Here is a 16,746-nt window from a genome sequence, read left to right as displayed (position 1 = left end):
CCTTATGCAAATAACATATTCTCCCTATATTTGTACAACACGAGATATGGAAAAAACAACATCCACGATGGACACGACCACCGAATACAATACGATAATCACATATTGTAAAGATCTATTTCTAAAAAAAACAAAGGATTACGGCACGGCGTGGCGAATTATGCGGCCCTCTTCGATAACTGATCAGCTATTTATTAAGGCACAACGTATTCGCACCTTAGAAATAAAAAAGGTTTCCAAAGTGGGCGAAGGAATTGCAGATGAGTATGTAGGCATTGTGAACTATTGTGTTATTGCCATGATTCAGCTCGAGCTGCCAGCAGCGGCTTCAGACGATCTGGATTACCTTTTCGTGGAAGAAAAATATACAGAAAAAGTAAACGAAACGCGTGATTTAATGTTTGCTAAGAACCATGACTATGGTGAAGCCTGGCGCGATATGCGCATTTCTTCATTAACAGATTTAATCCTGATGAAGTTGCATCGTGTAAAGCAAATTGAAGATAACAACGGTCAAACTTTGGTGTCTGAAGGCTTAAAAGCAAACTACCAAGATATGCTCAACTACGCGGTTTTCGCTTTGATCAAATTAGGACTAGCCGCATAAAAAATACATATGGAAACGAACTTTAATCCCACTCGAAAGAGAAAGACTAACGTAGCAAATGTTTTGCTGACCTTCAGCCGCCTATTCGTCGGTGTTTTGTTTATTTTCTCGGGATTTATAAAAGCAAATGATCCTACAGGATTCGGCTATAAGTTGCAGGAGTATTTCCATGTTTTTCATCTGGATTCTTTGAACGATTACAGCACTTGGATAGCCATCCTAATCTGTGGGTTTGAAATAATGGCGGGTGCATTTTTACTACTCGGTCTTTACAAAAAAACAGTTGCTTGGAGTCTTCTTTTGCTGATTATCTTCTTTACGTTTTTAACCTTTTACTCTGCATTTTTTGAGGTTGTAACCTCTTGTGGCTGTTTTGGCGACGCGATCCCGCTTACCCCCTGGCAGTCGTTTATCAAAGATCTTATACTCTTTGTATTTATCCTGATCATATTTAGCAATAGAAACCGAATCACACCCCTATTACGGAAAGGAGCTCTACGCAGCATCGTGGCTACCATTATCGTGTTATTTGCCTTTGGCATCGGTGTTTACACCTATTACTTCCTACCTTTCATAGACTTTCTACCGTACAAAGAAGGAAACAACATCCCAGCGCTTATGGTATTACCTGAGGGCAAACAGGGCGATGTTTATGAATACATTTATGAAATCAAAAACAAGCGTACCGGCGAGGCAAAAAAAGTGACCGATAAAGAATACATGGCCGGAATTTGGGAAGACGAAAACTGGGAAGTTGTAGGGGAACCATCTTCTCGGCTTGTACAAAAGGGGTATCAAATTCCAATCCCTGATTTGCTAATTTCTGATGCCGATGGTAACGACGTAACGCAAGAGATTATCACCAATCCATACTATAATTTCATCGTAGTCAGCACATATGCTGATAAACTTTCGACGGCAGATATTATAGCCCTGGACCGAATTAATACCACAATCCGCGACTTATCGACCGATTTTAATATACGGGCTGTACTTTTGACCGCTAGCTCAGCACAGGTAGCCAATAGTTTGAATGAAGAAATGGATCTGATGCTGGAAATGTTTTACGCTGATGCAGTTCCTTTAAAAAGCATGGTGCGCTCAAATCCGGGTGTCTTGCTGTTGCAAAATGGTGTCGTCATTAAGAAATGGTCAAAAATAACCTTCCCATCCAAGGAAGAACTTGAAAAGCAATATCTCGCAAAATAAAATGAATCGACCAATCTTCCTTATTGGATTTATGGGAAGCGGCAAAACAACATTAGGCCGCAAACTGGCAAACCATCTACAAAAAGAATTTATTGACCTTGACCAGCTCATCGTACAGCGCGTGGGCATGTCAATCCCTGAATACTTCGAAAGAAATGGCGAACATCAATTTCGAATTCTGGAAAGCCAAATTCTGAAAGAGCAAACAGCGGCTAATGTCGTCATATCGACAGGTGGTGGTAGCCCATGCTATTTCGACAATATGGAATGGATTTTAAGACATGGTACTGCTGTTTACTTGCATCTCACAGCAAAAGCGCTACATGCCCGTTTGCAACAGTCGAAAATTAGTAACCGCCCTGCGCTAAAAGGGCTATCAGGCGAAGAACTGCTGCAGTTTATTGAAGAAAAACTCGCCGAGCGAGAACCTTTCTATACACGTGCGCACCTGCATATCGATCAATTAAATACTTCGGTGGAGACACTCTCTAAAGCCTTACAGAAATATGCGACAGCCGATTAAACTCTTGGCGGTATGGATAATCCTGGTTGCTTCGACAGGATGTTTCCGGCAGGAAAGGGCTTCAAATCTGGCCAATGTAAGCAACCACAACCAGGTTTTCAACTTTTCGGGCGTAGAAGATCTCTATCAATTACTCACCTACTCGGAAAAAAGATTACCCATGGTTAGTGCACACCGAGGTGGGCCAGATGCCGACTATCCTGAAAATGCCATTGAAACATTTCAACGGCTCGCCTATAAAACACCTGTCATCATCGAGTGTGACATCGCACTATCAAAAGATTCTGTGCCTGTCCTGATGCATGATCAATTTCTGGAAAGAACGACCACAGGAACGGGTAAGGTAAATCATAAAACACTTAGCGAGCTGAAAGACCTGCGATTGAAAGATCCGAATGGAAGGATTACAAACTACCAGATACCTACACTCGAAGAAACGCTGATGTGGGGCGTTGGCAAAGTAATCTTCACGCTTGATGTGAAACGTGATGTCCCCTACCGGATGGTGGTTGATGCGATTCGTAAAGCTAAAGCCGAAGCTTACTGTGTCGTTATCACCTATAGTGCTGATCAAGCGGCTACCGTTAATAACTTAGCACCCGACCTCATGATTTCAGCGAGTATAAAGACCGCTGACGACCTTTTGCGACTTAGCGACGCAGACGTGCCCGACACGCGTATCGTTGCCTTTATAGGAACTGCGGAAGCAGATAAGCCTTTAATTGATTTATTGCACCAACATGGTATTTTATGCATTCTCGGTACGATGGGCAATTTGGATAAACGGGCGGAAGAGCGTGGCAAGCAGGTATATGCAGAATTTATTGAAAACGGTGCGGATATACTCAGTACTGATAGACCACTGGATGCTGCTGCAGCACTAAAATACTATATAAATAAAAGAGGACTTTCTTCCCCATACGTCAATTGACAAACGCATACCTCCTACACAGCTTGCAGCATAACCAAATGCCGTCTTAGATTAATGCTCCTGCCGGTTTAGGATGTGCCAGTTGTACTACTCGTCATTCAATATAGATTCGTGGGGTAAGCGTAGAAACCGCTTTATCCTGATCATGCTATGCAAATCGTCGGCTAACAAACCAGCTGCGAAAATGAAATATGCGAAAGATTCTTATATGCCAGATGCGTGACTTAGGCGTATTGCAAGACGATTTATAGAACCTCATCAGCTGATATAAAGAACTATTTTTCGACTTAAGCAATCTATTACAGCCACCCCAAGCATTCGCCCCAAGAAATTTTTGTACACTGAACAAAATAAACAAAACAATTTCTTCGCTCGCCTGTTAGTAGGTATACATTAACACTTGATTAAATATGAAAAAGTTTACATTTCTAATGGCTTTGTTAGGTGGTTTCGCGCTAAGCGCCGAAGCTCAGAAAGTTGAAACGATGCCTCAAACTTCTGCTAACGTAGGGCTAGAACCTATTAAACAAGGAAACTGGATGCTGGGTGGATCTATCGGAAATATTGGCTATAGCTTTGAAGGCGATAAGTTCGGGATCAATTTGAGTCCTCGTGCAGGTTACTTTGTAACAGATGGTTTGGCTATTGGTGCACAAGCAAATTTAGGGTTTGAAGCTATTAAGGATGTTCCTAATGTCTACACTTATGGAATTTCTCCTTTCGCGCGTTATTACTTCCCAGGTGGCGCTAGTGCAACGGGTCGTTTCTTCGGCCAAGGTGATATCGGTATTGCCGGCAGTAGCCGAGGCAGTGATGTTGCCTTTGCATTTGGTCTAAATGCAGGTTACGCACACTTTATCACACAGACTGTTGCATTGGAAGTAATGGGCGGTTACAATTACTCCAAAGCGAATATTAACTCTGGTAACGGACAAAGTGGACTTGGTATCTCACTTGGTTTCCAAATCTACCTTCCAGGACAGAGATAGGTAAAAAACTAATTAAAGAAAAACGCACGTTTCGTAATGGAACGTGCGTTTTTCTTTATACCGCCACTGGCATCATCTGAGATTTATGTTGATTCCAAACCTCTATCCAATCTAGCCGAATTGTAGAGACATCAACTATCAGCTTAATGAACGCGCATTAGCGCTTCATAGATCCCGTTTCTGCCAAACGAAGGTGCCAACTAAATGCTTCTTCCAGTAGATGGGGCGTATGGCCACCGCGGGCACATGCTCTATCAAAGTACGATTGTAACTCTGCTCTGAAATCGGGATGTACACAATTATCAATAATCTTTTGTGCACGTTCGCGAGGAGCCAATCCGCGGAGGTCAGCTAAGCCGATATCCGTAACCAAGATATCCACATCGTGCTCCGTATGATCAACATGCGAGACCATCGGCAAAACGTGCGAAATGCTGTTGTTTTTCGAGGCCGCTTGCGTGACGAAGATGCTGAGGTACGCATTGCGCGCAAAGTCTCCTGAACCGCCTATGCCGTTCATGATCTTTGTGCCAGCGATGTGCGTCGAATTTACATTCCCATAAATGTCAAATTCAATAGCGGTGTTAATAGCAATGATACCTAGCCTTCGTATTAAACCGGGCGTATTCGAAATATTTTGGGGACGTAGCACGATCTTGTCACGGTATTTCTGTAAATTCCCGAAAACACGTTCGTAACAAGCCGCAGAAACGGTAATTGATGATGCGGACGCAAAAGAGAGTACACCGGAATCGATCAGGTCAAAAGTGCTATCCTGCAACACTTCAGAAAACATGGTGAGATCGTAAAAATTGCTATGCTTAAACCCAGTTAATACAGCGTTTGCGACTTTCCCTATTCCTGCTTGCAGCGGCAGCAACCTATCGGTTAAATGCCCAAGCTGCACCTCGTTTTCAAAAAACTTCAAAATATGACTGGCTATTGCGGTCGTTTTCTCATCGGGCTCTGCGATATCTGCTGGGCTGTCTTTTTTATCGGTGAACACGATAGCTACAATCTTATCCGGATTTACCGATATTGTTTTTCGGCCTATCTTATTCCAGGGCGCAACAATTGGAATAACATTTCGGTGTGGATAATTCTCTGCTTTATAGATATCATGCAGACCATACACTTCCATGGGAATCGCTGTATTGATTTCCAGAATAACCTTGTCTGCCAATTCTGCAAAAGTCGCAGTGTTGCCGACAGACGTCGTCGGAACTAGGCTGCCATCTCTATCGATGTAAGCGACTTCAAGCACAGCAATATCGACGGGCGGAACAATATTGTTATGCAGAAGCTCCACACTTTCGCTTAAATGTTGATCTATAAAAAGTACTTCGCCTGCATTTATTTTATTACGTAGGACTCGGTCAACTTGAAAAGGCATACGCTTCTTTAGAACTCCCGCTTCGGCTAATTTACCATCGGTATCATGCCCTAATGAAGCTCCAGTCATTAGCGTAATTTTAATAGGCTCTGACTTTGCCCGCTCGGCCAACGCTGGCAATACCACTTTACTATCACCGGCTTTCGTGAAACCACTGGCCCCAACTACCATATCATTTTCAAAAAAACGAGCTGCTTCCTCGGCAGACATTACTTTATCTTTTAACCGTTCTAATTTTATTCTTTCGTACGCCATAATATGTAAATTTCTTTGTATATGCTTTTGCAGTCACATACACAATATAAGCATATTTCCGCTGTCCATTTTATTGATTTTCGCCAGTTATTATCAAAAAGCATAAAAACAATGTAATAATCCAAGTGATGGAAAATATCCTGAGGTTTAAACCTAATATCTCAAACAAGCTAACCGTCAATAGCTTATGTATAACAGCACATATCAAAGCGCTTACACCATATATTATCCCTCTATTATAAATGTATGCATACACGTAGTGACTTGGTTATCTCGTGAAAAAATAAGAGATTTATAACTCAGATCAAATACACAGGCTTTATGAGCGATAACCTTTTTGTGGATAAATACTATATCACCGAAGTGGATTCATTTGAGGACAGCATATATTGTCATCATGCCATGATGGGTGAAAATTACATTTCCGAACACAGCCACAAGAAAGGTCAGTTTTTGTATACAGAAGGCGGCATCGTTTTTTTGAGAACTGATGAAAAATCTTACTTTCTTCCTGCGCGCCATTATATCTGGATACCGGGAGGTGTACGACACAGCATACATCCAAGTAGTCCGGAAGTTGTTATGCGCAACCTGTACTTTCCAAGATTCGATACCGACACCGCTTTTTTTGACCGTGTAAACATTTACCCGGTAAACGATTTTCTGATTGAATTTATTATGTTCACAAACCGCTGGACAGGGAACATATTCCCCTCGGAAGAGCCCAAATTTTCTATTGCGAAATCATTCAAGCTTATTCTACCCGAAATATCAAACACGGAGCTTCCGCTGGCGCTACCCTATCCTAAGCACGAAAAATTAAAAGATATTGTTAGTTTTCTTGAGCAACGGATTGATGAAAACGTCAGTTTCAAAAAATTAGCGCAGGAGTTTGACCTCAGTGAACGCACATTGGCTCGTCTTTTTCAACGCGAACTGAATATGTCTTTTATACAATACTATACCATCCTTCGCATGCTCACTGCTTTAAAACTATTACTGGATGACAAGTTAAGTGTCAATGAGGTTGCTATGCGGGTAGGATACAGTAGCCTTCCTACGTTTAGCAATACATTCAATAAAATCATCGGTGTAAGGCCCAGCGAGTACGTAAAGAATAGAAATTTATTATTTTAACATCTAAACCCAACGCATGAAAATCACATTTCTATCCGTGATCGCAGCAAGTACCATCTTCTTTGCTTGCGCGACAAAAAGCAGTGCTACATCCACAGAAGAAAAGCCAAAAGCGATTCAACTTTTCAATGGAAAGGACATTAAAAATTGGACGCCAAAAATCAGACTGCACGAAGCTGGAGAAAATTATGCGAATACATTTCGTGTAGAGGACGGGCTGTTAAAAGTGCGTTACGATGGTTACGACGAGTTCAATCAACAGTATGGGCATTTAGCCTACAACAGCCCATTTAGTTATTACCTACTACGTCTCGAATATCGTTTTGTAGATGAACAGACAAAAGGTGGCGAAGGTTGGGCTTGGCGTAATAGTGGTGCAATGCTGCATGGTCAAGATCCTAAAAGTATGTTGAAAGATCAGGATTTTCCAATCTCCATCGAGGGACAGCTATTGGGTGGCAACGGAACGGATGCACGTACCACCTCCAATTTATGTACACCAGGTACTAATGTCGTCATCAAGGAGAAGCTGTTCACACCGCATTGCCTAAGTTCTACGTCAAAAACATACCACGGTGATCAATGGGTTACGGCTGATTTTTTAGTGTTAGGCGATTCCATCATACAGCATATACTGGAAGGGGAAGTTGTATTGGAATACAATAAACCGCAGATTGGAGGCGGTAGTGTAGAGCATTATGATCCCAAACAAAAACCTGATGGAAAAATCTTGAATAGCGGTTTTATCTATTTACAAAGTGAAAGCCATCCTATCGATTTCCGCAAGGTAGAGCTATATGATCTATTACCTTACAAAAATGATAAGGCGAAGATGGAAAAGGTCATCGCCACTATTCTAAACGACAAAACGCGCTTGTGAGATAAGCGCGTTTTTTTTAAAACGAGAAAAGGGCAGTAAATTAATACCACCCAATATATCATTAAAACAAGAACTGCTTACGCTAGTTTGTTAACAAACTTTGTTAATTTAGACTTGTTGTTAGAAGCTTTCTTCTTGTGAATAACATTTTTCTTAGCCAAACGATCCAACATAGAAACAACTCTTGGCAATAAAGCTTTTGCTTCTTCAGCACTTGTTGAGTTACGTAATTTCTTGATTGCGTTACGTGTCGTTTTTGCTTGGTAACGGTTTCTTAAGCGTTTTGCTGCGTTTGCTCTAATTCTTTTAATCGAAGATTTATGATTTGCCATTTCTCTTAGCTAATTTTTTATTTTCTGTATACTAATTTCGGAATGCAAAAATAGCATGATAATATCAATATTCAAAATCTATTTTTAAAAAAATGCAGCTATCCATTTCCAGATTATGCTGCTTGCAATTTAAATCGCTATTTTTGACGTTTTAACAGAGAATTGGATGCAAAAATTATCAATGGAAGATTTGAATCGGCCTGATGTCGAATCATTTAAAACACAAACTAAAACGCCTATAGTGCTTGTTCTTGATAACGTCCGCAGCATGCATAACGTAGGTTCTACCTTTCGTACAGCCGATGGCTTTGCTATTGAAAAAATAATATTGTGCGGCATTACCGCTACTCCCCCTCATCGGGAGATCGAAAAGACAGCACTTGGGGCAACACAGTCTGTCGTTTGGGAACATATCAAGGAAACACAGGACGCTCTACAAGCCTTAAAAGCCGAGGGATACGAAATCTTTGCTATAGAGCAGGCCACGGGCAGCATCGCGCTTCAGCACGCTCAGGTTGAGAAAGACCGGAAATATGCCTTTGTGTTTGGCAATGAGGTACATGGAGTATCCGATGAGGCAATGCAACAGGTAGATAAGTGTATAGAGATTCCGCAGTTTGGTACGAAGCATTCTTTCAATGTGTCGGTAACGGTAGGCATTGTCGTTTGGCATTTTGTTCAAAAGTTGAAGCTTTTCTAAAAAATGCCATATTTAGCGTAAGCTTAATTTTTAGAAGTCGTTGCAAAATAGTAGATTTGCTTTGCAAAAAAACAGAAAAAATGAGTGTATTAGTAAATAAAGATTCAAAGGTAATCGTACAAGGTTTTACCGGAAATGAAGGTACTTATCACGCTTCTCAAATGATTGAGTACGGAACAAACGTTGTAGGTGGTGTTACACCAGGAAAAGGTGGCCAATCACACTTGGATCGCCCGGTATTCAATTCAGTACAAGATGCCGTAGATGCAACTGCTGCTAACGTTTCAATAATTTTCGTTCCACCGGCATTTGCTGCTGATGCAATCATGGAAGCTGCGCAGGCTGGTATTGAGGTTATTGTTTGTATCACAGAAGGTATCCCTACTAAAGATATGATTCAAGTAAAATCTTACTTGAGTGACAAGAACTCTCGTTTAATCGGCCCTAACTGTCCTGGTATCATCACTGCTGAAGAAGCAAAAATCGGTATCATGCCTGGTTTCATCTTCAAAAAAGGTAAAGTAGGTATCGTATCGAAATCAGGAACTTTAACATACGAAGCCGTTGATCAAACTGTTAAAGCTGGTTTAGGTATTACTACAGCTATCGGTATCGGTGGTGACCCTATCATCGGAACAACAACGAAAGAAGCAGTTGAGTTACTTATGAATGACCCGGAAACAGAAGGTATCATTATGATCGGTGAGATCGGTGGTGGTATGGAAGCTGAAGCTGCTAACTGGATCAAAGAATTTGGCACAAAACCTGTTGTAGGTTTTATCGCTGGCCAAACAGCGCCTCCGGGCCGCCGTATGGGGCATGCCGGTGCAATCGTAGGTGGCGCTGATGATACAGCTGCTGCGAAGATGAAAATCATGCGCGAGTGTGGAATCCGTGTAGTAGAATCTCCTGCTGAAATCGGTGCTGCGATCGCTGAGGAACTAGCAAAATAAGGTCTTTCTTATAATCATAAAAAAAGCTCGGAATTATATTTCGAGCTTTTTTATTTCATATCCGTCTATCTCAGGGGAAAAGGAGTTTGCTTTTCAACAATTAAGGTAACTGGGCGCGCTACCCGATACGCTGGTATGACGGTTCAACCTCCTACTCCTTGTTTTTCTTTTCATAGGAATTAATCGCTTGCGCGATATCATCCATGGAGAAATTGCCTTTAACCTCTATAAACACGTGTTCTCCATCGTCCGAAGAAACGCCGAGCATGAGCTTCTTAATCCTATCATGCTTCGTCTGGGCGTTAATCGAAATCCGATCACCATCGCTCACAATACTGGCGTACTCTTCCATATTTTCATCCCTAAGGAAGCTTTTGAAATTTTCCTGAATCCGATCGCTATTTTGCGCGTTTGATAGCGTCGTAAGTTTTACACTTTTGATCTTCTTCATAGCGAGTCTCAACATTTCATCGTCTTCTTCCTGCAATTCCTTTCGGAGAAAGGGCTTCACCAAGAACATCGGCATCTTTACAGACACAATTTCGGCATCCCGCCCGACTAGCGAGCGATTTACAAAACTCATATTCGAGCTTTGTTTTACGTAGCAGGATTGAATCATCAACACGACTACTACACAGAATGTAAGTTGGTATATTTTTACCATGGCTATTTTTCGTTAACTAGTTTATTAATATCCTCATAGCTGATTTTGCCGTCTAAAATCATGAAAATGGTGCTGCCATCCGCAGCTATATCCAGCAACAAGTTACTTAAGATATCACCGCTCGTGCTTTCTGCAAGAAACTTTATCCGGCTGCCATCACTATGTATAGCCATTAATTCTTCATATTGAATATTCGAAAAAGCTTGTTTCACCTCATCCTGAATATGTAGGCTATCATTATCTTCCACCACCAGCATTTTGATCGAATTTATCTTTGTTAATAAAGGCTTGATCTGCCCCATCTCCTCTTCGCCAATATTTAGCTTATTGATCATATTGAACATGGGTTTGCCGATTTTTATAGAAGTAACACCTTTTGCTTCTTGATACTTATCAAATATCTTATCGAGCTTGGACACCTGTGCATGGGTCCATGTTGCACACAGCAACAAAAACATGGTTATTATCGTTTTCATCTTCTTTAATTTTACAATTCAACATTTATGTATTTAACTTTCTCTAGAGCGTGTTTTCCTTCTTGAAAATTACTCGCCATAATTTTCAAGGATGCCAGTACAATTTGTTCTGCTTCTTCCTCATCGTACACTGGCTTGCCGTTAACAATTACAAAGGAATCATCGGCGGGTTCTTCCGCTTGAATGGTAACCGTTTCGGGCGTAGCAATATGTTTTGTATGCTTTTTTTCTTTTGTGTGCTTTGTGTCGACCGCCACATAATAAGGGGCTTCGCGCTTTTCACTTTCTTGCGGTTCTACCAGTTTCGGAGCTATCTTTACGGATGAAAACTGCGGCTGTTGATAGCTGTCTCCTTTCTCCTCTTTGTCATGCAGGAAGAAAAATCCTGTAACGAATAGCGCGATGGCCGCCGCACCATAAGCAAAAAACAGCAAGTTGCGATACTTTGGCTTTTTTGCAACAATTTTAGCTGGTTCTTCCAGCATATCCATAAAGCTGTCAAACTCCAAATCCATCTTCTCTTTAGATAGCTCGTTCAATCCATCAAAATAAGGCTCGTCCTTCTGGCTCTTGAGTATTTTTTCTTCTTCCAAAGACGAAACCCCTTCCCAGTATCTATCCTCTATTTTTGTTGATTTGTCTTTTTTCATAATCAAAAATCTTTTGTAATTGTCCCTTTACCTTCTGTCTGGCACGCATTAAGTTAACACGTACCGCACTTTCTTCCATTCCTATTGTTTCACCAATTTCTGCGATATCATAATCCTCTATATCGCGTAGATGCATCACTAGCTTTTGTTTTTCAGGCAAAGCTGCAATCAGCCGCTGAATCAATTCTTTAGTAAGCGATGGGTAGCGTTCGTCCACAACAGCTTCCGATAAATTATTGTGGTACAGCTGAACGACTTTCGTATGTTTCAGTTTATTCATAGCATCATTGCGAACACAACGCATTGCAAATGCTTCCAAATTGCCGACAGAAATAAGTTCATCGCGCTTTTGCCAAAACTTCATCAGGAGTTCTTGTACCAAGTCATGAGCTTCATCTTCATCTGTGAGAATACTTTTTGCAAAGCGATACATCTTGTCCTTCAGGACAAACACCGTTTCTTTAAAAGTTTCTTGATTCATTTGGCTCATTTAATAGGTAGACAACTGTGGCTGCGCAAATATTACATCCAATTTCTCTTTTTTTTACAAAAAATCGCCACGGCGCTTCCAAACAAATTACTTATTTTCATAGTTGTTTAGAACAGGGCAAATTTACCGATATGAAAAGACTAATTATCACTACACTTTTTTCTATTTTTCTACTTGTAACCTATGGTCAGGAAGTTGATCAAAGGTATGTAAAAGACAATTACACAAAGATTGAAGAATATATTACTATGCGGGACGGGGTTCGGCTGTTCACCTCCATTTACATTCCAAAAGATCAGGGTCAGAAGTACCCTATTATGCTCAACCGTACGCCTTATACCGTAGCCCCTTATGGAGCCGACGAGGTCAAAGCCTATCATGGCAATTTCCCAGAAATGACAAAAGCTGGCTATATTTTCGTATACCAGGATGTACGTGGGCGTTGGATGAGTGAAGGAACTTATGAAAATATAAGACCAACGCGCAACAAAGAGAATGGCCATAAGATTGATGAAAGCACAGACACCTATGATACTATAGACTGGCTTGTCAAAAATGTAAAGAACAACAACGGAAAAGTAGGCATGTATGGCATATCATACCCCGGCTTTTATTCTACAGCAGCTCTTATCGGCAGTCATCCTGCTTTGAAAGCAGTGTCACCTCAGGCACCTGTCACCGATTGGTTTATTGGTGATGATTTTCATCACGGCGGTGCTTTATTTCTGATGGATGCCTTTCGCTTTATGTATAGTTTTGACGCGCCGCGTCCAAAACCTATCACCAACGCCGACGGTCCCAAAGGCTTCCAATTGAGCTCAAAAGACTACTATCAGTTTTTTTTAGCTAATCCTACACTTTCTGGGCTAAAGGCAAAATACCTGAATCATACCGTGAAATTTTGGGATGATCTGGCGAAACATAGCGCTAGAGATACATTCTGGACCAGCAGAACGGTGACGGAACATTTGGGGACGGTTAAACCTGCAGTGCTAGTCGTTGGCGGATTGTTTGATGCAGAAGATACCTACGGCGCCTTTGAGACTTACAAACAAATTGAAAAACGCAGTCCTAAAAACAATAGTGTGCTCGTTGCCGGCCCTTGGTATCACGGCGGCTGGGTGCGGGCGGAAGGTGACTCTTTTGGTGATATTCGCTTTGGCGAGAAGACAAGTCTTTATTACCGAAAGGAAATCGAACTCCCATTTTTTGAATATCACTTGAAAGGTAAAGGAAATTTCAAGCCCGCCGAAGCTACGGTATACTTGACAGGCGCTAATACGTGGAAGAAGTTTCAACAATGGCCCCCTGCGGACAATAAAGAAAAAACGTTTTTCTTGACATCAGACGGTAAGCTCACTACGGAAGCCAATGCGTCGACTGATAACCATGTGCAGTATAGCAGTGACCCAAACAAACCTGTTCCTTTTCAGGAAGGAATTATAACCGACAGAACACGCGAATACATGTTGGCTGATCAGCGTTTTGTTGCAAACCGACCAGACGTGTTAGTTTTTGAGACTGACGCCTTGACGGAAGATCTCACGGTGGTTGGACCTGTCCGTGCAAATCTAACCGTCTCCATGACGGGTACAGATGCAGATTTCGTCGTTAAATTGATTGATGTATATCCAGATAGCAGCAGCGCTACATCACCTCGCGATGACAAAACGGTGATGCAAAATTATCAAATGCTTGTACGCGGCGAGGTGCTTCGCGGAAAATTCCGAGAGAGCTTCAGTGAGCCGAAAGCTTTTGTTCCAAATCAGAAAACACCGGTAAATGTGCAGCTTCCGGATGTGGCACACACTTTCAAAAAAGGACATAAGCTGATGATACAAATTCAACATTCTTGGTTTCCTCTCGTAGACCGAAATCCAAACCAGTTTATGGATATCTACAAAGCGGAAGAAAAAGACTTTATAAAGAACGAACACCGTCTATATTTTTCAAAGGAAAGCCCTAGCAGCATCAGCTTTGGCGTACTAAATTAATCCTTTTTACATGATCATAAAAAACTCCAGCTCGGATATGGCTGGGGTTTTATTGAACTCGGGTCATTTCTCGTATTTCGCTGATTGGTTAACTTGGACGGCTGTCTTTTTGATAAATTGTCGGACATCGTCTGTGGCTTGAATGAGATCATCCTTCCGTAGGTACATCATATGCCCGCTTTTATATCCTTTAAAACTCATTCTAGAAGATAGCTTTCCTGAGGGATCCATTTGCCACATATTATATTTCGCGTTAAAGTAATCCGTTGCACCATCAAAGTATCCAGATTGTACCATCAGATGCAAAAATGGATTGGCGGCCATGGCTTGTCGCAGGTTTAGGCCGGTATTATCGTTACTTCTATCCCAAGGATGTACTGGACCGAATACGTTATATTTCACGTCTGTTTTGTAATTCAGATCATTCCAATAATAATAATTGACGGCGGGCGTGAATGTATGGAGCCAAGAGGTCAATTCTGCATTGTAATCGGGTCGGTCTCCCGCATCGCGTAGATCTATTCCTAAATATCGTGAGTCGAGCCGCCCTATGGTATACCCATCCTCGCGCAATAGTTCCTTCCAAAACAAAGCTGTGGATATGTCGAGATTATTTTGACTAATTGTTTCTTTCCGCAGCGACGTATATTTTGCTACCTGTTGCACCACTTTCTCTTGTTCCGCTTTTGACAACGAGTATCCTCGAGCAATGGCTGGCAAGAAAATATCCAATGTATACCGCTCTACCTCAGCTAGTAGGTCTTCCAAATCACGCTGTTGCAAATCTGCCTCCAGCTTTTTATGATACCAAGCGGTAGCTGTAAAGTATGGTAAACGCAATGCGGCATCCAATGCGCCTTCGCGTTTTATGCCTAAATCCGTAGGCGAGACAAGCATCACTCCATTCAGATACATCCATTGCGAATTTTGCAATTCCAGCGCCAAGCCAGAAACACGTGTTGTACCATAGCTTTCTCCAATCAAATATTTGGGTGAGGTCCAACGATTATGCCGCGTCACAAAAGTATTGAGCCATTCTGCCAGATATTTGATGTCGGCATTGGTGCCAAAAAACAAGTTGCGATCTGCCTTTTCGTCTAAAATACGTGAGTATCCTGTATTGATAGGGTTTACATAAACGATATCTGCAACATCTAAAATAGAATACGGATTTTCTTTAATGCCGTATGGCTGCACAGGATAGCCTTCGTCATCAATATTTAGCAATCTCGGTCCCGTATACGCAAGCTCCATCCATACAGATGCAGATCCGGGACCTCCATTAAACGAGATCACAAGCGGTCGACGAGCAACGTCACGTATATCATCGCGTGTATAGTAGCTGTACTGTACCGTGGCTAATACTTTACCGGCTGCATCCCAAACGGGCTGTGTTCCAACTTTCGCCGTATAGGCAAACCGTTGTCCGTTTACCGTAACTTGGTGCTTCGTCGTAATAGCACTGTCCGCTGGCGGAATCCGCTGAGCATACGCGAACGTAAATCCGAAAGAAAGAAAAATTGTAAGGAGGATGGCTTGTTTCATTGACGTGATGATTTAGGAAATAGTTAAGTAGACCTAATAACGGACTTTTTTAGATGCATAACAACTCCTCACAAAAATTTTACGACAGCGACCCTATTCCGTTTACCTCCTACCATCATGGACGGCTATCCTGATAACGGTTTGGCTAGTACACGGATGATAAGATCAATTTTTGAGAAAAAGGAAGAAGCGTTGCAGTCTGCTTAAGCTTCATCTGATAATTATCAGTTATGGCAAACAGGCACACGGATCAAATCCACACCCCCACTGTACAAGTTGAACACATTCCGGTTTTCCCAAACTATAGTTCGACAGCCGTTCGTGTTTCCTGTTTGTGATGCATCACTAACACGTGACAAATCAAAATGTGTCGATACGATTGAACCGGCTGTGATATTCTCCTGCGTGGTTAGGTATTTCAGTTTGATATCTAACATAACCCGATCGGAAAATAATTGGCCGTCCCAAGAAATTTCCTGATCAGCCGTTCGAATGTCGCCAACTATTTTTCAATTTTCACGGATAGCAAATGTACCCGTACTCGATACGGCCGTCCATTGCTTACCCAACTGCTTGCCCGGCAGGCCAAAACGAAATCCATCACCACTAGACAGCTCACAGATCAAGGCAAGTGTAACGCTGTCCCCCGATACATTGGCTATACTTAAGCTGCCTGTTCCTTCTACGGATGGTAATCCTTCATATCCATGAAGATACAGTCTACTCTTGGCGCTTCCCAAGTAAGGCTTATCAGACATAAACGTTATAAATTCGTCTTTCCTCTCTTTGTCTTGAGCGTCGTTACCTTTTCCACAGGAAAAGAATGAAAGGAATAAAAATAGATATATGTTGGTGTAGGTGTTCATTTATATATGTTTATTGTTTAATAAAAATATATAGGAATCGTTCCAATTGCAATACCTGTAAACCAGTATATTGGTTATTGAACAGTGGTTTTAGATTGTAGTAGATAGTATTTAGAAGTGGGTATTGCGTAGTGAGTAATGAAAAATAGATT

The 16,746-nt window shown here is 41.6% G+C and carries 19 protein-coding genes; 10 read left to right on the top strand and 9 right to left on the bottom strand.

What is annotated here, in order from left to right; genetic code table 11:
* Window positions 1–67: 67 nt before the first annotated feature.
* From DI53_RS12495 to DI53_RS12475, 5 genes are all read left to right on the top strand, one after another.
* Window positions 68–607 (top strand): DUF1599 domain-containing protein, encoded by a 540-nt coding sequence (locus DI53_RS12495; RefSeq protein ID WP_037500049.1) that lies wholly within the window; start codon window positions 68–70, stop codon window positions 605–607.
* 9 nt (window positions 608–616) lie between these two features.
* Window positions 617–1,816, top strand: coding sequence for a BT_3928 family protein (locus tag DI53_RS12490; RefSeq protein WP_037499959.1), 1,200 nt, complete (start codon window positions 617–619; stop codon window positions 1,814–1,816).
* Window position 1,817: 1 nt separating this feature from the next.
* Window positions 1,818–2,339, top strand: coding sequence for a shikimate kinase (locus tag DI53_RS12485; protein WP_037499956.1), 522 nt, complete (start codon window positions 1,818–1,820; stop codon window positions 2,337–2,339).
* Entirely contained in the window at window positions 2,323–3,270 is a 948-nt protein-coding gene (locus DI53_RS12480) for a glycerophosphodiester phosphodiesterase family protein (RefSeq protein WP_037499953.1), read from the top strand. The genes DI53_RS12485 and DI53_RS12480 overlap by 17 nt, the downstream gene beginning before the upstream one ends.
* A 410-nt stretch (window positions 3,271–3,680) precedes the next feature.
* Window positions 3,681–4,259 (top strand): hypothetical protein, encoded by a 579-nt coding sequence (locus DI53_RS12475; RefSeq protein WP_037499947.1) that lies wholly within the window; start codon window positions 3,681–3,683, stop codon window positions 4,257–4,259.
* Window positions 4,260–4,416: 157 nt separating this feature from the next.
* Here the strand turns inward: DI53_RS12475 and DI53_RS12470 are convergent, their stop codons facing one another.
* Complete coding sequence (locus tag DI53_RS12470; RefSeq protein ID WP_037499942.1) at window positions 4,417–5,907, bottom strand: acetyl-CoA hydrolase/transferase family protein; 1,491 nt, start codon at window positions 5,905–5,907, stop codon at window positions 4,417–4,419.
* Window positions 5,908–6,228: 321 nt separating this feature from the next.
* Here DI53_RS12470 and DI53_RS12465 point away from each other — a divergent pair, with 321 nt between their 5' ends.
* Both DI53_RS12465 and DI53_RS12460 read left to right on the top strand, forming a co-directional pair.
* Complete coding sequence (locus DI53_RS12465; protein ID WP_037499937.1) at window positions 6,229–7,044, top strand: AraC family transcriptional regulator; 816 nt, start codon at window positions 6,229–6,231, stop codon at window positions 7,042–7,044.
* 16 nt (window positions 7,045–7,060) lie between these two features.
* The gene (locus DI53_RS12460) at window positions 7,061–7,924 is read left to right on the top strand and encodes a 3-keto-disaccharide hydrolase (RefSeq protein ID WP_037499932.1); all 864 of its coding nucleotides are present in this window, start codon (window positions 7,061–7,063) and stop codon (window positions 7,922–7,924) included.
* Window positions 7,925–8,001: 77 nt separating this feature from the next.
* Here DI53_RS12460 and rpsT read toward each other — a convergent pair whose 3' ends face one another.
* Complete coding sequence (rpsT, locus tag DI53_RS12455) at window positions 8,002–8,256, bottom strand: 30S ribosomal protein S20 (RefSeq protein ID WP_037499930.1); 255 nt, start codon at window positions 8,254–8,256, stop codon at window positions 8,002–8,004.
* Window positions 8,257–8,422: 166 nt separating this feature from the next.
* Between rpsT and DI53_RS12450 the strand changes: the two genes are divergently transcribed.
* Window positions 8,423–8,956, top strand: coding sequence for an RNA methyltransferase (locus tag DI53_RS12450; protein WP_037499923.1), 534 nt, complete (start codon window positions 8,423–8,425; stop codon window positions 8,954–8,956).
* Between the two features lie 80 nt (window positions 8,957–9,036).
* Window positions 9,037–9,909, top strand: a complete 873-nt coding sequence (gene sucD, locus DI53_RS12445) for a succinate--CoA ligase subunit alpha (protein ID WP_037499917.1) — start codon at window positions 9,037–9,039, stop codon at window positions 9,907–9,909.
* Window positions 9,910–10,060: 151 nt separating this feature from the next.
* On the opposite strand, the gene DI53_RS12440 is transcribed toward sucD, so the two are convergent.
* The 4 genes from DI53_RS12440 to DI53_RS12425 form a co-directional block, all read right to left on the bottom strand.
* Window positions 10,061–10,492: a DUF4252 domain-containing protein gene (locus tag DI53_RS12440; protein WP_037500045.1), complete on the bottom strand. Its 432-nt coding sequence runs from the start codon at window positions 10,490–10,492 to the stop codon at window positions 10,061–10,063.
* An 83-nt stretch (window positions 10,493–10,575) separates the two neighbouring features.
* Entirely contained in the window at window positions 10,576–11,049 is a 474-nt protein-coding gene (locus tag DI53_RS12435; RefSeq protein ID WP_037499912.1) for a DUF4252 domain-containing protein, read from the bottom strand.
* Window positions 11,050–11,060: 11 nt separating this feature from the next.
* Window positions 11,061–11,699, bottom strand: a complete 639-nt coding sequence (locus DI53_RS12430) for a hypothetical protein (protein ID WP_037499909.1) — start codon at window positions 11,697–11,699, stop codon at window positions 11,061–11,063.
* Window positions 11,665–12,180: an RNA polymerase sigma factor gene (locus DI53_RS12425; protein WP_037499906.1), complete on the bottom strand. Its 516-nt coding sequence runs from the start codon at window positions 12,178–12,180 to the stop codon at window positions 11,665–11,667. The genes DI53_RS12430 and DI53_RS12425 overlap by 35 nt, the downstream gene beginning before the upstream one ends.
* A gap of 140 nt (window positions 12,181–12,320) precedes the next feature.
* Here DI53_RS12425 and DI53_RS12420 point away from each other — a divergent pair, with 140 nt between their 5' ends.
* Window positions 12,321–14,183: a CocE/NonD family hydrolase gene (locus DI53_RS12420; RefSeq protein ID WP_037500042.1), complete on the top strand. Its 1,863-nt coding sequence runs from the start codon at window positions 12,321–12,323 to the stop codon at window positions 14,181–14,183.
* A 63-nt stretch (window positions 14,184–14,246) separates the two neighbouring features.
* Here DI53_RS12420 and DI53_RS12415 read toward each other — a convergent pair whose 3' ends face one another.
* From DI53_RS12415 to DI53_RS12405, 3 genes are all read right to left on the bottom strand, one after another.
* Entirely contained in the window at window positions 14,247–15,728 is a 1,482-nt protein-coding gene (locus DI53_RS12415; protein ID WP_037499903.1) for a S10 family peptidase, read from the bottom strand.
* Window positions 15,729–15,952: 224 nt separating this feature from the next.
* Window positions 15,953–16,165 carry a hypothetical protein gene (locus tag DI53_RS12410; protein ID WP_037499900.1) on the bottom strand — a complete coding sequence of 71 codons (213 nt, stop codon included), beginning with the start codon at window positions 16,163–16,165 and terminating at the stop codon, window positions 15,953–15,955.
* 72 nt (window positions 16,166–16,237) lie between these two features.
* Window positions 16,238–16,594 (bottom strand): hypothetical protein, encoded by a 357-nt coding sequence (locus DI53_RS12405; RefSeq protein WP_037499897.1) that lies wholly within the window; start codon window positions 16,592–16,594, stop codon window positions 16,238–16,240.
* Between the last annotated feature and the right edge of the window lie 152 nt (window positions 16,595–16,746).

Origin of the sequence: Sphingobacterium deserti (assembly GCF_000757725.1) — a bacterium.
Taxonomy (GTDB): Bacteria; Bacteroidota; Bacteroidia; order Sphingobacteriales; family Sphingobacteriaceae; genus Sphingobacterium; species Sphingobacterium deserti.
This window is presented reverse-complemented; position numbering and strand designations above follow the sequence as displayed.

Coding starts and splice junctions, on each gene's coding strand:
- DI53_RS12495 (WP_037500049.1), top strand. CDS start 68: ATGGACACGACCACCGAATACAATACGATAATCACATATTGTAAAGAT.
- DI53_RS12490 (WP_037499959.1), top strand. CDS start 617: ATGGAAACGAACTTTAATCCCACTCGAAAGAGAAAGACTAACGTAGCA.
- DI53_RS12485 (WP_037499956.1), top strand. CDS start 1,818: ATGAATCGACCAATCTTCCTTATTGGATTTATGGGAAGCGGCAAAACA.
- DI53_RS12480 (WP_037499953.1), top strand. CDS start 2,323: ATGCGACAGCCGATTAAACTCTTGGCGGTATGGATAATCCTGGTTGCT.
- DI53_RS12475 (WP_037499947.1), top strand. CDS start 3,681: ATGAAAAAGTTTACATTTCTAATGGCTTTGTTAGGTGGTTTCGCGCTA.
- DI53_RS12470 (WP_037499942.1), bottom strand. CDS start 5,907: ATGGCGTACGAAAGAATAAAATTAGAACGGTTAAAAGATAAAGTAATG.
- DI53_RS12465 (WP_037499937.1), top strand. CDS start 6,229: ATGAGCGATAACCTTTTTGTGGATAAATACTATATCACCGAAGTGGAT.
- DI53_RS12460 (WP_037499932.1), top strand. CDS start 7,061: ATGAAAATCACATTTCTATCCGTGATCGCAGCAAGTACCATCTTCTTT.
- rpsT (WP_037499930.1), bottom strand. CDS start 8,256: ATGGCAAATCATAAATCTTCGATTAAAAGAATTAGAGCAAACGCAGCA.
- DI53_RS12450 (WP_037499923.1), top strand. CDS start 8,423: ATGCAAAAATTATCAATGGAAGATTTGAATCGGCCTGATGTCGAATCA.
- sucD (WP_037499917.1), top strand. CDS start 9,037: ATGAGTGTATTAGTAAATAAAGATTCAAAGGTAATCGTACAAGGTTTT.
- DI53_RS12440 (WP_037500045.1), bottom strand. CDS start 10,492: ATGAGTTTTGTAAATCGCTCGCTAGTCGGGCGGGATGCCGAAATTGTG.
- DI53_RS12435 (WP_037499912.1), bottom strand. CDS start 11,049: ATGAAAACGATAATAACCATGTTTTTGTTGCTGTGTGCAACATGGACC.
- DI53_RS12430 (WP_037499909.1), bottom strand. CDS start 11,699: ATGAAAAAAGACAAATCAACAAAAATAGAGGATAGATACTGGGAAGGG.
- DI53_RS12425 (WP_037499906.1), bottom strand. CDS start 12,180: ATGAATCAAGAAACTTTTAAAGAAACGGTGTTTGTCCTGAAGGACAAG.
- DI53_RS12420 (WP_037500042.1), top strand. CDS start 12,321: ATGAAAAGACTAATTATCACTACACTTTTTTCTATTTTTCTACTTGTA.
- DI53_RS12415 (WP_037499903.1), bottom strand. CDS start 15,728: ATGAAACAAGCCATCCTCCTTACAATTTTTCTTTCTTTCGGATTTACG.
- DI53_RS12410 (WP_037499900.1), bottom strand. CDS start 16,165: ATGTTAGATATCAAACTGAAATACCTAACCACGCAGGAGAATATCACA.
- DI53_RS12405 (WP_037499897.1), bottom strand. CDS start 16,594: ATGAACACCTACACCAACATATATCTATTTTTATTCCTTTCATTCTTT.